The sequence below is a fragment of the Streptomyces sp. NPDC053427 genome (assembly GCF_044544985.1).
In the GTDB taxonomy this organism is placed as follows: Bacteria; Actinomycetota; Actinomycetes; order Streptomycetales; family Streptomycetaceae; genus Streptomyces.
The window spans coordinates 261,577-276,165 of sequence record NZ_JBITYA010000010.1 but is presented as its reverse complement, the minus strand read 5'-3'; the positions used below and the strand labels follow the sequence as shown (position 1 = coordinate 276,165).

Genomic DNA, 14,589 nt, shown 5'->3' with positions numbered 1-14,589 from the left:
CCCCCTTGCAGACACCGACGGAGGAGTGATCATGAGCGAGAGAGCTTCGCGCGGGAAGTACGGGAAATGGTGGCCGCTGGTCGCCATCACCCTCGGTAATTTCATGCTGCTGGTCGACGTGACCATCGTGGTCTCCGCGCTGCCGCGGATATCCGACGGCCTGGGCGCCTCCTTCACCTCACTCCAGTGGGTGATGGACATCTACGCGCTGGCGCTGGCCGCGCTGCTGATGGTGGCGGGCTCGGCCGCGGACCTCTTCGGGCGGCGCCGGCTGTACGTGGCCGGGCTGGCCGTCTTCGCGCTCGCCTCGCTCGCCTGCGGGCTGGCCCCCGGCCCGGGCGTCCTGATCGCGGCCCGCGCCGTCCAGGGCATCGGCGCGGCGGCGATGTTCGCCACCAACACCCCGCTGCTGATGGCCGCCTATCAGGGCCGCGACCGCGGCGTGGCGTTCGGCGTCTGGGGCGGCACGAGCGGCGCCGCGGCCGCGGTGGGCCCCGTACTCGGCGGGCTGCTCACCGAGTACCTGAACTGGCGGGCGATCTTCCTCGTCAATCTGCCGCTGACCGCTCTCGCCGTCCACCTGACGGTGCGCCACGTCCGCGAGTCGCACGGCGCCCTCCCCCGGCCCCGAACGAACGCGGCCGGGGGGACCCCCATGGCGCGCATCGACTGGCCGGGCGCCGCGTCCTTCACGGTGTCCGCGGGCGCCCTGACGTACGGGCTGATGCGCGGCGGCGAGCGCGGCTGGACGGAAGGCGGGACGCTCGCCTCGCTCGCGGGCGCGGCGGTGGCGCTGCTCGCCTTCGTCATCGTCGAGCGGCGGGTGCCGCAGCCCCTGCTGGACCTGCGGCTGCTGCGCCGCCCCTCGTTCGCCGTCCTGATGGCGGCGGCCCTGCTGATGCAGGCGGCGGCCTTCCCGCAACTGACGTTCGTGGGGCTGTGGGCGCAGGACGTCCTGGGCCTGAGCCCGGTCCGGGCGGGGCTGGCCGTGCTGCCGCTGGCCCTGATGTCCCTGCTGGTCGGCGCGCTCGGCGGCCGGCTGCTCCAGCGGCTGGCGCCGCAGCTCCCGGTCGGCATCGGCCTGTTGCTGGTGGGCGCGGGTTCGCTGCTGCACGCCGTACTGCTCGGTGACGGCGCGGGCTGGGCCACGCTGGTCCCCGGGCTCGCGGTGAGCGGGCTGGGCGTCGGTGCGGCCATGCCGGTGCTGGTCTCGGCGGCGCTCGGCGCCGCGCCACCGCAGCGGGCGGGCATGGCGAGCGGCGCGGTGAACACCTGCCGGCAGCTGGGCTTCGCCTTCGGCATCGCGATCCTCGGCACGGTCTTCGCCGATGCGCTGCACACCCTCACGCCCGGCGCCCCGCTCTCGGCGGTCCGGGCCGCGTATGTGTCGGGGCTGACGCGCATCACGGCGGTCTCCGGGCTGGTGGCGGTGGCGACCGGGGCGCTGGTGCTGGCGGTCGTACGGCGGCCGGAGCGGGAGGCGGCGACGGCGGCCCCGGCGGACTCGGAGTCCGGTACGGGGACGGGGGCGGCTTCGGTGCCGGCGGGGGTGTAGGGGACGCGGGGGCGGGGGTTTCGTCGGAGGCCGCACGGTGCCCGACGGCGGACCCGACGCCCGCCGGTGGAACCCGTTCCGCGGCGTCAAGGCCGGGCACCGCGGTACTCGGACGGGCGGCCACCGGCGCGCACCGCCCCCGACCGGCCACCCAACGGCAGCATCGCGTCAAGTCCCGTCCGCAAACCGTCAATGATGCGTCAGCGGCCGGGGAAGTGCCCCGCTCACCGGGCATAGCGTCGTCAGAGCCGAGCCCCGGCGTCAGCGTTTCCCCATCGGTCCGGGGCCGTCGATGTGCAGTCCGAGGAGCAACGCCGTGTCCCATCACCTTTACGCGGAAGACCCCGAGCCCTCCGATCGGGTCCCGGCCGGGCCTTTGTTCGTTCCCGTCCGGTCGGGCCCCGCGGGCTGCACGGCCCGCCTGTTCCGCACCCCGCTCGGCGGCCGCACCGCCGTCGCCTTCACCTCGCCCCAGCGGCTCGCCGCGGCCCTCGGCGGCGGCCAGCCCTGGGTGCGGCTCGCCGAACCCGCGCTGCGCGCGCTGGCCGAACCGGTAGGAGCGACCGGCCTGACCGTCGACCCCCGGTTCGCCCCCGAGATCCCCCTTGCCCAGTCCCGTACGCAGTCCCTGACACCACCCCTGACACAGGCCCGGACACAGGCCCGTACGCAAAGCCTGGCGCAGCCCCGTACCCAGCCTCGTACGCAACCCCGTACGCAGCCGCTGCCGGCCGTCTGAGGGAGGGCAACCGATCATGAGCGACACCATGAGCGACACCGCGCTCCCGCTGACCGCCGTACCGGAGCCCGTCCGGCACTCCGCCCCGCCGGCCTCCTCGCTGGCCATATGGCCCTCGTCCACCGTCCCCCTGGTGGACGACGATCTCGCCGTCGGCGGCGTTCCGCTCAGCGACCTCGCCGAGCGCTTCGGGACGCCCGCGTACATCCTGGACGAGGACGAGGTACGCCGCCGCTGCCGCGCCTACCTGCGGGCCTTCCCCGACACCGATGTCTTCTACGCGGCCAAGGCATTCCTGTGCCGCGCCATGGCGCACTGGGTGCGGGAGGAGGGCCTGGGCCTGGACGTCTGCTCGGCGGGCGAGCTGGAGCTGGCCGTCACCACCGGCTTCCCGCCGGAGCGGATCGTGCTGCACGGCAACGCCAAGAGCCCGGACGACCTGCGGACCGCGCTGCGGCTCGGCGTCGGGCGGATCGTCATCGACAGCACCTCGGAGATCGCCCGGCTGGCCGCCGCGGTTCCGGCCGGCAGCCGGCAGAAGGTGCTGATCCGGGTCGTCCCGGGGATCGCCGCCGGCGGCCACGCCAAGATCCGTACCGGGACCGACGGGCAGAAGTTCGGGCTGTCGCTGGCGGACGGTTCCGCGCAGCACGCCGTCACCCGGGTCCTGGGCCAGCCCCGCCTCCAGCTGGTCGGGCTGCACTGCCACCTGGGATCGCAGATCACCGCCGTCAAGCCGTATCTGTCGGCCGTACGGCGACTGGTCGGGCTGCTGGCCCGCATCCATGAGCAGCACGGCATCACGCTGCCCGAACTGGACCTCGGCGGCGGCCACGGCGTCGCCTACCGGCCCGGCGAGCCCGCCCTCGACATCGTCGGCCTCGGCGCCAAGATCCGCGCCGAACTGGCCGGGAGCTGTGCGGCGGCCGGCCTGCCGGTGCCGCGGCTCGCCATCGAACCCGGCCGCGCCATCGCGGGCCCCGCCGGCGTCGTCCTCTACCGGGTGCTGGCCGTCAAACAGACCGGCGGGCACACCTTCGTGGCGGTGGACGGCGGAATGAGCGACAACCCGCGGCCCGCGCTGTACGGGGTGCGCTACGCGCCCCGCCTGGTCGGCCGTCGCTCGGCCGCCGCGACGGAGCCGGTCACGGTCGTCGGCCGCCATTGCGAGGCGGGCGACATCCTCGCCTCGGACGTCCGCCTGCCGGGCGACATCCGCCCCGGCGACCTGCTGGCCGTCCCCGTAGCGGGCGCCTACCACCTCTCGATGGCCTCCGGCTACAACCTGGTCGGACGGCCCCCCGTGGTCGCGGTGACCAAGGGCCACGCCCGGCTTCTGGTGCGACGGGAGATGCTGGCGGACATTCAGGGGCGGGACGTGGGGCTTTGAGGGCTTGGGGTTGCTTGGGGTTGCTTGGGGTGTGAGGGCGCGCTTGGGGCGTTAGGGCCTGCGGGGCGTTGGGGCGCTGGGCGTGACGGGGGGCCTGAGGGCGCCTGCGGGTGCGGCTCCGCCGGTGGGCGGCCCGGCGGCTCCGCCGGTGGGCGGTGGCCCCGGGCCGGTCAATCCGCACCCTCGACCGGCGGCATGGGCGCCCCGCCCGGATTCCAGGCCTCCAGGAAGGCAGGCTGCCGGGCCAGATCGACCAGTTCGACGCGGGCGCCGATGCTGTCCATCCGGTGATAGGCGAAGGGGCGCCCGTACGGACAGCCGGAGAAGTCCGTGGGAAAGCCCTGGTCCGCCAGGTGCCGGGAGCCTGCCTCTATGGACCGCGTCCAGAATCCGAGGTGATCGAACCGGGCACCCGCCGACGCGTCCCAGGGACTGCCCGGCGGACCCTCGATGAGCTCGATGTGCGGCGGGTCCCCCCGGGTGAAGGTGATCCGGTAGTCCCAGCCACCGAGCCGGTCCGCCTTGGGCTCACGGAACTCGGCTCCGGCAGCCGTCCCAAGGTCCCGTATCGCCGCCTCGATCTCCGGGACGACGAAACACACGTGGTAGAAGCCCGTCACCGGGCCACCTCCTCCCAGCACCTTCTGCTGTCCGCGCACCGCCGGAATGCCGCCCGCACCCTTCCTGGGTCCTGACGTCCGGCTGGGGTCTGCCCAGGGCCTGCCTGGGGCCTGCCTGCACCCCGCCCGGGTTCCTTCCCGCACCCTGCCTGCCCGGCTTCTGTCTTCATGACGGAACGGCTGCCGGGCGGCGGGCGTTCCCGGGACGCTACCGCAGCCATGTACGTGTACAGTGAAATCATCAGTTGTAGGATGACTGGGCAACTGGCGATGACCTGGTGAATGACGGCGAAGGGCGAGCGGACGGACATGGCGCTGCAGGCGGCGGGACGACAATCCCTGGTGGACACCGTCGTCGAGGCCCTGCGGAGCCAGCTGACCGCCGGAGAGTGGCAGGTCGGGGCCCGTATCCCTGCGGAGCACGCCCTGGCCGAACAGCTCCAGGTCGGCCGTAACACCGTCCGCGAGGCGATCCGGGTACTCGTACACGCCGGAATGCTGCGCTCACGTCAGGGCGAGGGCACCTTCGTCGTCTCCGCGTCGGACCCCGGCGAAATCATGCGCGGCGTCCAGCGGGCCGGCATCCGCGACGTTCTGGAGCTGCGGATCGCGCTGGAGGCCGAGGCCGCCCGACTGGCCGCGCTCCGGCACGAACCCGCCGACCTGGAGCGGATGCAGGCGGCCCTGGACGCCCAGACCGAGCTGGCGGACGCCGAGGGACAGCCCGACGCCAGCAGCCTCGAGCTGTACGCCGACCACGACATCGCCTTCCACAAGGCCGTCGTCGAGGCCGCGCACAACGCCGCGCTGACCGCGACCTACGGATGGTTCAGCAGTTCGGTGCGGGAGGCGTTGGTCAGCGCGCTCGGCGATCACGAGATGCCGAAAATCGTGCACGGCGATCACCGCGCGGTGCTGGACGCCATCGCAACGGGCGATCCGGAGGGCGCGGAGCGCGCCACCCGCGCCCTGCTGGAGAAGCCGAAGCGCGCCGTGGAGGCGCTGCTCGCCGCCCGCTGAGGGCCCGGCCGAAGCCGTCCCCCCTTCCTCAACTCCCTTGTAACGCAACGATCTTGGCGAGGTACGCACGCATGTCCGGGCCCCTGTCCGAAGCACCCTTGATCGACGCCGAGGAGGACCTGGCAGCGACGCCGCCGGTCGCCGAGGCCCGCCGTCGCCTGCGCACTCACCCGGCCCTCCTCCTCGCCGGGATCGTCCTTGCCGCGCTCAACATGCGGGCGGCGCTCGCCGGGGTCTCGCCGCTGCTCGGCGAGATCGGCGACCACTTCCACCTCGCCGCGACCGCCAGCAGCCTGGTGACGACCATCCCGCTGATCTTCATGGGCCTCGGCTCCCTAGCCGCCCCGAAGCTGGCCCGCCGCTGGGGCACCGAGGCGACGCTGTGCGGCGCGCTGGTCCTGCTCTGCGGCGGCATCGCGCTCCGGATCGCCCCGCCCGTGAGTGCGCTGTTCATCGGCTGCGCGGTGGTCGGCACCTCCATAGCCCTGCTGAACGTCCTGATGCCGGGGCTGATCAAGCGGGACTTCCCGGAGCGGGCGGCGAGCATGACGGCGCTGTACTCGACCGCGATGATCCTCGGCGCCACGGTCTCGGCGGCCTCCGCCGTCCCGCTGGAGAACGCCCTCGGCGGCTGGCAGGGCTCCCTGGTCTCCTGGTCGCTGCTGGCCGCCGTCGCCGCGGTGGTCTGGATCCCGCAGGCGGTCATCGCCCGTCGCGGCACGAGGGCGGGCACGGCCGCGGCGAAGCCCGTCCATGCCGTCGAGGACGGGCCGAAGCTCAGCCGCTCCCCGCTGGCCTGGCAGGTCACGCTCTTCATGGGCTCGCAGTCGCTGATCGCGTACGTGGTCATCGCCTGGATGCCGACGATCTTCACCGATCACGGGATGAGCAAGGGCACGGCGGGGCTGGTCTTCGCCTTCAGCACATTGGTGCAGATGGTGGGGTCGTTCGTGGTGCCGATGCTCGCGGGACGGATGCGCCGACAGCGGCTGCTGGGCGTCGCCGTCTCCACGCTGATGGCCGGCGGCGTCGTCGGACTGCTGGTGGCCCCGGTGGCCGGTGCCTGGCTGTGGGCGGCGCTGCTCGGGGTCGGCCAGGGCGGCGCCCTGGGGCTGGCCCTGACGATGATGGTCCTCCGCTCCCGCGACACCCACACCGCCGCCCGCCTCTCCGGCATGGCCCAAACCGGCGGCTATCTCCTCGCCGCGGCCGGCCCCCTGGTTTTCGGCGCCGTCCACCAGACCACCGGTGGCTGGACCGTCCCGATCCTGCTGCTCCTGGCCGTGTGCGCGGGGCTCGCCCTGCTGGGCCTGGGCGCGGGACGCGATCGACGCATCGGGGACGGGGCGTAGGGGCTCGGGGACGTAGGGGCTCAAAAACGTAGGGGCTCGGGGACGTAGGGGCTCAGTGGCTTCAGCGGCTCACGGGTTCGACGACTCAAGGGCCTGGCGGCTCAGGGGCTTCAGCTGCTCAGGGGCTTCGTACCTTCATGAGGTGGCTGCCGGGGGCGTAGGGTCCGCGGCCGCCCGACCCCCTGTTTCCCCTGCGGTGGCCCGACCCGCCGAACCGCCGCAGGGCGAAACGCCGGGTCACCCTCCCGGCTCCGCAACCACGCGGTGAACGCCGGGCAACCCACCCGCATCCGGAACCCGCCATCGGTAGCGATCCCGGGGAGGTCGTCCCCGTATCGCCGCCGCCTGGCTTACGGTGCCCCCATGAGCGATGTTCAGCGCACCGTTCGCCGGTCCGGACCGCGGCTTTCCCGGGTCGGCTGGCTGATTCTCATTGCCGTTTTGTGCGTTTTTGTCATTCTTGCGGTGCTCTTCGTGCCGCGGCTGCTGCGCGGGCCTCAGCCCGAGGCAAAGCTGACCGTGCCGGAGGGGCAACGGGCGGCGCAGGTTTACGCCGCCGCCGACAAGGCGCTGCACCTGGCCAAGGGCAGCACCGCGAAGGCCGCCAAGGCCGCGCACCTCAACCTGCCGACCGAGGCGAAGGGCAACCCGGAGGGCTACCTCTTCCCGGCCACGTATCCGATCCGCAAGGACACCACCGCGGCGTCCCTGCTCGCCTACATGGTCGACACGGCCAACCAGCGGCTCGCCGACGACCGTATCGCCGCCTACCGGACGGTGGTGATCGCCAGCATCGTGCAGGCCGAGGCGGACCGGCCGTCCGATATGGGCAGGGTCGCCCGGGTCATCGACAACCGGATCGCCAGGAACATGCCGCTGCAGATGGATTCGACGATCAACTACGCGCTGGGCCGCAGCACCCTCGCCACCACGCACGCCGACACCAAGACCGACAGCCCGTACAACACCTACAAGCACCAGGGCCTGCCGCCCACCCCGATCGACAACCCCGGGGCGGACGCGCTCAAGGCGGCCGGCGCGCCGCCCAAGGGCGACTGGCTGTACTTCGTCACCGTCAAACCGGGCGACACCCGCTTCACCGCCGATTTCCAGGAGCATCTGCGCAACGTCCGGGAGTTCAACGAGCACCAGAAGAACGGCACCGGCGGCGGTCAGGCACAGAGCGGCTGAGCGAGCGGCCACCGGGGTACGTACGCCCATGGCCCCGCATCCCACGCCGCTCCGCCCCTCCGCATTACTCCTCTCCGGCCAGGGTCAGCGACTTCAGGCGACGTCCGGCGTACCACGTGGCGCCGACCGTGACCACCACCAACAGGCATGCGGCCAGCGGGAGTTGAACGTCGGAGGTGAGCGCCCCCTCCGCACCCAGTTTCTGGCCGACGGCCAGCGCCCACTGCTGGACGCTGAGGGTCCGGGCGCCGGGGACGAGCGTTCCGAAGAGCGCCTCCCAGACCAGGGCGTAGACCAGGCCGAAGACGACGGCATGCCGGGTGATGGTGCCGAGGAGGAGGAACAGCGCGCTGTAGGCGACCGATGCGACGGCCGCCGCCACGGCGTACGCCACCGCTATCTGCTGGCTGTTGCCGTTGAGGATGAAGCCGGCGAGCAGGACGGGGACGGCGGAGAAGGTGACCGTGACGCCTATCGCCACGAGGAGTTTGGTGAGGATGATCGTCGGCCGCGGCACCGGCTTGGACAGGAGATAGACCACGGACCCGTCGTCGATCTCGGGGCCGATCGCGCCCGTACCGGCGATGACACCGATCAGCGGGACCATGGTGCCCAGCGCGAATCCGCCCAGGATGCCGCTCGCGGTGGTGTCATCGGCACCGGCCAGCACGCGGACGGCGACGGCGAGGACCACCAGAAGGGCGGGCAGCGCGAAGAGGATCAGCGCGCGGCGCCGGCCGAGCAGGGCTCGGTAGGTGAGCCGGGCGACGGTGGGGTTGAACAGCGTGGCCCGGGGCGCGCCGGAGGGTGCGGGTGCGGCCGTCGGAGTGGTCGTGGACATGCGTCGGGCTCCTTTCCGGCCTCAGGCCGCTACGAGGTAGGAGAAGACGGATTCCAGCGACTCGTCGGAGGGCGAGACCGTCAGCAGGCGGATGCCGTGGTCACGGGCGACCCGCGGCAGGAGTTCGGTGAAGCGGCCGAAGTCGATGGCCTGGATGCGCAGCGCGCCCTCGACGAGATCCACTTCGATGCCGGCGGTGGAGGGGTCGGCGATCAGCGCACCGGCCAGTGCACGGTCGTTGTCGGACCGGACGAGGTAGCGGTGCGGGCGGTCGGTCATCAGCCGGCGGATCTTGCGGAAATCGCCGGATGCGGCATGCCGGCCGGCCACCACCACCTCGATGTGGGAGGCCAGTTGCTCGACCTCTTCGAGGATGTGCGAGGAGAACAGGACCGTACGCCCCTGGTCGCCCATCCGCCGCAGCAGCTCCATCAGCTGCATCCGCTGCCGCGGGTCCATGCCGTTGAACGGCTCGTCCAGCAGCAGCACGGACGGGTCATGAACCAGCGCGGACGCCATCTTCACCCGCTGCCGCATGCCCTTGCTGTACGTCGAGATCTTGCGGTCCTGGGCGTACTCCATCTGCACCGTGGCCAGCGCCCTGGCCGCCTCGGCCCGGCCGAGGCCGTGCAACTCGGCATTGGCGAGGACGAATTCACGGCCGGTGAGGAAGTCGTACATCGCCTCGCGCTCGGGGACGATGCCGATGTGGCGGTAGATACCGGCGTTGCGCCAGATCGTGCGCTCGTCGAGGGTGACGGTGCCGTTGGAGGGAGCCAGGAATCCGCCCATCATGTTGATGAGGGTGGACTTGCCGGCGCCGTTGGGGCCGAGCAGGCCGGTGACGCCGGGGGCGATGGTCATGGTGATGTCGTTGACCGCCACGACGTTTCCGAACCAGCGGGAGACATGGTCGATGTGGAGCGTTGTCACAGGCCGGCCTTCCGGTAGCGGCGCATCAGCAGGGCGTAGGAACCGGCGATGGCTATCAGCGTGACGAGGAGATAGACGAACCCGGCGGCGGTCGACGGCGCCAGGCCGTTGGGGAAGGAACTGGTCCCGCCGAGGAAGGTCGTCTGTACCCCGTCGATGAGGGTGATGGGGGAGAAGAGCCCCAGCCAGCCGACGGCGGACTCGCTGCCCTGGACGGAGGCGATGTTCTGGACGGCGCTCACGGCACCATACGGAATCGTGAGGACGGCGATCACGGCGGCGACGCCGAAGCCGCGGCGCGGGGTGAGCGCCGAGATGACCAGGCCGATCCCGGCGAACAGGAGCGAGAGCAGCGCCACGGAGACCAGCCCCTGACCCAGGCCCTTGGTCTGGTCGAGGAAGTCCAGCTTCGCCAGCAGCGCCCCGACATAGAGGACCAGCAGGGGCGCCGCGGTGAGGATGAACAGGGCGCTCGCCAGGGCCGCGAACTTCGCCGCCACATAGTCGGCGCGCTCGATCGGGCGGGAGAAATACAGCGGGACGGACTTGAAGCGCAGATCGCGGGAGACGGACTGCGGAGCCTGTGCGGCGAGATAGAGACCGATGACGGCCTGGAGGTAGATGGCGTAGCGGGTATAGCCGACCGGGAGGCTGGCCGCCTTGGTGAACACCGCCACCGCGACCATGATCGCTGCGGGCAGGCACATCACCGCGAAGAGCAGCATCGGCAGCACCTTGGTCTTGGCCGAGCGGCCGAGTCCGTAGGCACCACGCAGGCTCTGCGAGAAGAGCGACCGACGGGCGTAGGCACGGCCCAGGCGGGGGCCGTCGTAGTGGCGGTAGCCGATGTTGTGGATATAGGCCCCGCCGGCGGTGGCGGGGGAGCGGGTCGGGGAATCGGTCGGCATCGGAGACTCAGCGGGCATCGGATGCGCCTCCGTCCTGGATGGCGTGCGGGGCGTCGGGGGTGGCGGGCGGCGAGGCAGTGGTGGCGGGCGGCGCGGCGGCGGTTGCCGCGTCCGCGTCGCGGAAGACCTCCGCTATCCGGTGCCGGCGCTGTTCCATCCGGATCAGGCCGAGGCCGAGGTCGGCGACGGTGTCGCGCAGGAGGTCGTAGGTCTCCTCGCCGGGCGCCTCGACGTACAGCAGCCGCCCCGAGGAGGCCAGGCCCTCGGCACCGGACGCATCGGTCACCACGGCCCCGGCGGCGACCAGCGCCGCACGCAGCGCCGCGGTGCCGTCCGGGCAGCGGTCGGTGTCCGTGACCTCCACCGCCAGCGAGGCCGTGGCCTGCGTGAACTCATCGGTGGCGGAGGAGCGCAGCAGCTTGCCGCCGTCGATGACAACGACATGGTCGCAGGTGCGCTCCAGCTCGCCGAGGAGGTGGGAGGTCACCAGGACGGAGATCCCGAAGTCGGTGTGCACGCGCCGGATCAGGCCGAGCATCTCGTCCCGGCCGACCGGGTCCAGGCCGTTGGTCGGCTCGTCCAGGAACACCAGCTGCGGGTCGTGGACCAGCGCCTGGGCCAGCTTCACGCGCTGCTTCATGCCCGTCGAATAGCCGCCGATGGGACGGTATCGCTCCTCGTAGAGGCCGACATGGCGCAAGGTGTCCGCGGTGCGCTCGCGGGCCGCGGTCGGCGGCAGGCCGGACATCCGGGCCATGTGCACCACGAACTCGGTGGCCGAGACGTCCGGCGGCAGGCAGTCGTGCTCGGGCATATAGCCGACCCGCTCACGGATGGCGGCGCCGTCCTTGGTCACGTCCAGGCCCAGGACATGCGCGGTCCCTTCGGTGGCCGGGGCCAGGCCGAGGAGGATCTTGATCAGGGTGGACTTTCCGGCGCCGTTGGCACCCACCAGGCCGGTCACGCCGGGGGCGATGTCAACGGAGAGCCGGTCCAAGGCGGTCACCCGCGGGAACCGCTTGCTCAGGCTTTCGGTCACGATCACAGTCACGTCTTCGACGGTAGAGGCCGCTCGCGCGCCGGTCGTCAACCCACATGGTGGTCTCTGCCCACCCCTCGCATACCTCTCCGGTACTACGGACCCGTAGGGGACCTCATGCCTGAAGGGGACCTGGAGTCAGGGTCGCGCCGCACAGCGGGGGGTACAGAGCGCGATGCCGTGGGCCACGCCGTATGCGCACCCCTTGACGCAGCCGCCGAGCATTGTCACATTCATCAGTGTCAAGTTACGGGCGCGTACCGCGATGAACCGCTTACGGACGGACGGTTGGCGATGGCCTCAGTCACCTCAGCGACCTCAGCAGGACCCGCAGAACTCACCGCCGAACTCCGGGGATTCAGAGAGGTCCAGCGGCTCGCGTACGACTGCGCGGAGGCGGTGGCCGCCCAGCTCAAGCCCGGGATCACCGAGCGCGCGGCGGCGCGGATGCAGCGCGAGTGGCTGCGCGAGCGCGGCGTACGGGACTGGTTCCATCTGCCGTTCGCCTGGTTCGGCGACCGCACGGCCTTCGCCGATTTCCGCATCCCGCTGCAGTTCTTCCCCACCAACCGCGAGCTGGAACCGGGCATGGCCTTCATCCTCGACATGGCCCCGGTCCACCAAGGCTTCACCGCCGACATCGGCTACTCCGGCTGTCTCGGCCTCAACCCCGTACACGACCGGCTGCTCGCCGACCTCGAAGCACACCGGGAGCTCATCCTGCGCGAGGTGCGCGAGCGGCGCTCACTGCGCGAGATCTACGAGGACGTGGAGCGGCTGATGGTGCGGCAGGGCCACACCAACCGCCACCGCGCCTACCCCTTCGGCGTCATCGCCCACAAGATCGACCGGGTCAAGCAGCGCCGCTGGTCCCCCACCCTCTTCGGGTTCGGCACGCAGTCCCTCAAGGGCCTCGCCTCCGATGCGCTGCACGGCCACCGGGACGGCTGGTCCCCCCTGTGGAGCCCGTACACCTTCTCCGACCATCCGCCGCAGCCCGGACTGTGGGCGGTCGAACCTCACCTCGGATTCCGGGGTACCGGCGCCAAATTCGAGGAGATCCTGGTCGTCACCGACTCCAAGGACCCGCAGGAAAGCGCCTTTTGGCTGGACGACGATCTGCCGCATGTGCGGCGCTGGCAGGAGGAGAAGGCCGCATGAACACGCGACGGGCTCAGGGGCAAGGACAGGGGCCGGAGCGCGGGCTCCGGGCGGCGCGGGAGCGCGTGGTGCGTACCGGCGGCGTCGAGCTGTGTGTCGCCGAGCTGGGGGACGCCGAGCGGCCCACGGTGATGCTGGTGCACGGCTATCCCGACAGCAAGGAGGTGTGGTCCGAGGTCGCGCAGCGGCTGGCCGAACGCTTCCATGTGGTGCTCTACGACGTACGGGGCTGCGGCCGCTCGACGGCGCCGAAGCCGCTGCGCGGCGGGTTCACCCTGGAGAAGCTGACCGACGACTTCCTGGCCGTCGCGGACGCCGTCAGCCCCGACCGGCCGGTCCACCTCGTGGGCCATGACTGGGGCTCCGTACAGGCCTGGGAATTCGCCACGGTCCGGCGCACGGAGGGCCGGATCGCGTCCTTCACCTCCATGTCGGGCCCGTCGCTGGACCACTTCGGCCACTGGATCAAGAAGCGGATGAGGCGCCCCACCCCGCGGCGCGCCGCCCAGCTCCTCAACCAGAGCGCCAAGTCCTGGTACGTCTACATGCTGCACACCCCCGTACTGCCCGAGCTGGCGTGGAAGGGCCCGCTCGGCAAGCGCTGGCCAAGGATCCTGCAGCGGGTGGAGAAGGTCCCCGCCGGCGGCTATCCGACCCCGTCGCTGCCGACCGACGCCGCCCACGGCGCCTGGCTCTACCGCGACAACGTCCTCCCCCGGCTGCGCCGCCCGCGCACCGACGCCTATGCGCACTGCCCGGTCCAGCTGATCACCCCGACCGGCGACGCGTTCCTCTCCCAGCGGCTGTACGACGACCTGGAGCAATGGGCGCCCCAGCTGGTACGCCGCACCCTCCCCGCCAAGCACTGGGTGCCGCGCACCCGGCCCGACCAGCTGACCTCCTGGATCACCGAGTTCATCACGGCCAAGGAGGAGGGCGACCCGGCGAAGAAGGTGCTGGCCTCCGGTCCGTATGCCGATCGCTTCGGCGGGCAGCTGGTGCTGGTGACCGGCGCGGCCAGCGGCATAGGGCGGGCCACGGCGTTCGCCTTCGCCGAGGCCGGCGCGCGGATCGTCGCCGTCGACCGGGACGCGGAGGGCGCGGCGCGGACCGCCGACATGGCGCGGCTGATCGGCGCCCCGCAGGCCTGGGGCGAGACCGTCGACGTCACGGACGAAGCGGCGATGGAGAAGCTCGCCGACAAGGTGGATGCCGCATACGGCACCGTCGACGTCCTGGTGAACAACGCCGGCATCGGCCTGTGCGGCTCCTTCCTCGACACCACCGTCGAAGACTGGAAGAAGGTCCTGGACGTCAATCTGTGGGGCGTCATCCACGGCTGCCGGATCTTCGGCAGGCGGATGGCGGAGCGCGGGCAGGGCGGCCATATCGTCAACACCGCCTCGGCCGCCGCCTTCCAGCCGTCCAAGGTCCTGCCCGCCTACAGCACGTCCAAGGCGGCCGTCCTGATGCTCAGCGAGTGCCTGCGCGCCGAGCTGGCGGGCCGGGGCATCGGCGTCTCGGCCATCTGCCCGGGACTGGTCAACACCAACATCACCGCCACCTCGCACTTCGCCGGCGTCCCGGCGGACGAGGAGAAGCGCCGCCAGGCCAAGGCCTCCCGGATGTATGGGATGCGCAACTACCCGCCGGAGAAAGTCGCCGACGCCGTGCTGCGAGCGGTGGTGCGTAACCAGGCGGTGGTGCCCGTCACCCCCGAGGCGCGCGGCGCCCAGCTGATGTCCCGCTTCACCCCGCGCGCCCTGCGTGCCATCGCCCGCATCGCGCCACCGCTCTAGCCACCGCTGTCGCCACCGTTCGTCGCCTCCAGGAGATCTGC

General features: G+C 71.7%; 13 protein-coding genes. 8 read left to right on the top strand and 5 right to left on the bottom strand.

The genetic code is table 11. From position 1 onward, the window contains the following. The first annotated feature begins 31 nt into the window (after nucleotides 1-31). The 3 genes from ACIGWZ_RS27685 (at nucleotide 32) to lysA (ending at nucleotide 3,684) form a co-directional block, all read left to right on the top strand. Nucleotides 32-1,555, top strand: coding sequence for an MFS transporter (locus ACIGWZ_RS27685; RefSeq protein ID WP_400069203.1), 1,524 nt, complete (start codon nucleotides 32-34; stop codon nucleotides 1,553-1,555). Nucleotides 1,556-1,871: 316 nt separating this feature from the next. Beyond that, nucleotides 1,872-2,294 (top strand): SAV_915 family protein, encoded by a 423-nt coding sequence (locus tag ACIGWZ_RS27680; protein WP_400069201.1) that lies wholly within the window; start codon nucleotides 1,872-1,874, stop codon nucleotides 2,292-2,294. Nucleotides 2,295-2,310: 16 nt separating this feature from the next. Beyond that, nucleotides 2,311-3,684, top strand: a complete 1,374-nt coding sequence (lysA, locus tag ACIGWZ_RS27675) for a diaminopimelate decarboxylase (RefSeq protein WP_400069199.1) — start codon at nucleotides 2,311-2,313, stop codon at nucleotides 3,682-3,684. A 170-nt stretch (nucleotides 3,685-3,854) separates the two neighbouring features. Here the strand turns inward: lysA and ACIGWZ_RS27670 are convergent, their stop codons facing one another. Further along, entirely contained in the window at nucleotides 3,855-4,304 is a 450-nt protein-coding gene (locus ACIGWZ_RS27670; protein ID WP_400069197.1) for a VOC family protein, read from the bottom strand. A 309-nt stretch (nucleotides 4,305-4,613) separates the two neighbouring features. On the opposite strand from ACIGWZ_RS27670, the gene ACIGWZ_RS27665 reads away from it, so the two are divergent. The 3 genes from ACIGWZ_RS27665 (at nucleotide 4,614) to mltG (ending at nucleotide 7,867) form a co-directional block, all read left to right on the top strand. Further along, on the top strand, nucleotides 4,614-5,324 hold the full coding sequence (locus ACIGWZ_RS27665; RefSeq protein WP_400069471.1) for a FadR/GntR family transcriptional regulator: 711 nt from the start codon (nucleotides 4,614-4,616) through the stop codon (nucleotides 5,322-5,324). A 71-nt stretch (nucleotides 5,325-5,395) separates the two neighbouring features. Beyond that, nucleotides 5,396-6,676, top strand: a complete 1,281-nt coding sequence (locus ACIGWZ_RS27660; RefSeq protein WP_400069196.1) for a CynX/NimT family MFS transporter — start codon at nucleotides 5,396-5,398, stop codon at nucleotides 6,674-6,676. Between the two features lie 363 nt (nucleotides 6,677-7,039). Beyond that, nucleotides 7,040-7,867 (top strand): endolytic transglycosylase MltG, encoded by an 828-nt coding sequence (gene mltG / locus ACIGWZ_RS27655; RefSeq protein ID WP_400069194.1) that lies wholly within the window; start codon nucleotides 7,040-7,042, stop codon nucleotides 7,865-7,867. A gap of 64 nt (nucleotides 7,868-7,931) precedes the next feature. Here mltG and ACIGWZ_RS27650 read toward each other — a convergent pair whose 3' ends face one another. The 4 genes from ACIGWZ_RS27650 to ACIGWZ_RS27635 all read right to left on the bottom strand — a co-directional run bounded on the left by ACIGWZ_RS27650 (nucleotide 7,932) and on the right by ACIGWZ_RS27635 (nucleotide 11,594). Beyond that, nucleotides 7,932-8,651, bottom strand: a complete 720-nt coding sequence (locus ACIGWZ_RS27650) for an ABC transporter permease subunit (RefSeq protein ID WP_400069469.1) — start codon at nucleotides 8,649-8,651, stop codon at nucleotides 7,932-7,934. 78 nt (nucleotides 8,652-8,729) lie between these two features. Next, nucleotides 8,730-9,641 (bottom strand): ABC transporter ATP-binding protein, encoded by a 912-nt coding sequence (locus ACIGWZ_RS27645; protein WP_400069192.1) that lies wholly within the window; start codon nucleotides 9,639-9,641, stop codon nucleotides 8,730-8,732. Then, complete coding sequence (locus ACIGWZ_RS27640; RefSeq protein ID WP_400069467.1) at nucleotides 9,638-10,549, bottom strand: ABC transporter permease subunit; 912 nt, start codon at nucleotides 10,547-10,549, stop codon at nucleotides 9,638-9,640. The genes ACIGWZ_RS27645 and ACIGWZ_RS27640 overlap by 4 nt, the downstream gene beginning before the upstream one ends. Before the next feature lie 7 nt (nucleotides 10,550-10,556). Next, entirely contained in the window at nucleotides 10,557-11,594 is a 1,038-nt protein-coding gene (locus ACIGWZ_RS27635) for an ABC transporter ATP-binding protein (protein ID WP_400069465.1), read from the bottom strand. A gap of 288 nt (nucleotides 11,595-11,882) precedes the next feature. On the opposite strand from ACIGWZ_RS27635, the gene ACIGWZ_RS27630 reads away from it, so the two are divergent. Together ACIGWZ_RS27630 and ACIGWZ_RS27625 are read left to right on the top strand one after the other, a co-directional pair. Beyond that, a complete protein-coding gene (locus ACIGWZ_RS27630) occupies nucleotides 11,883-12,749 on the top strand; it encodes a M24 family metallopeptidase (protein ID WP_400069189.1) in 867 nt (288 codons plus the stop codon). Then, nucleotides 12,746-14,548 carry an SDR family oxidoreductase gene (locus ACIGWZ_RS27625; RefSeq protein ID WP_400069187.1) on the top strand — a complete coding sequence of 601 codons (1,803 nt, stop codon included), beginning with the start codon at nucleotides 12,746-12,748 and terminating at the stop codon, nucleotides 14,546-14,548. The genes ACIGWZ_RS27630 and ACIGWZ_RS27625 overlap by 4 nt, the downstream gene beginning before the upstream one ends. Nucleotides 14,549-14,589: the final 41 nt, after the last annotated feature.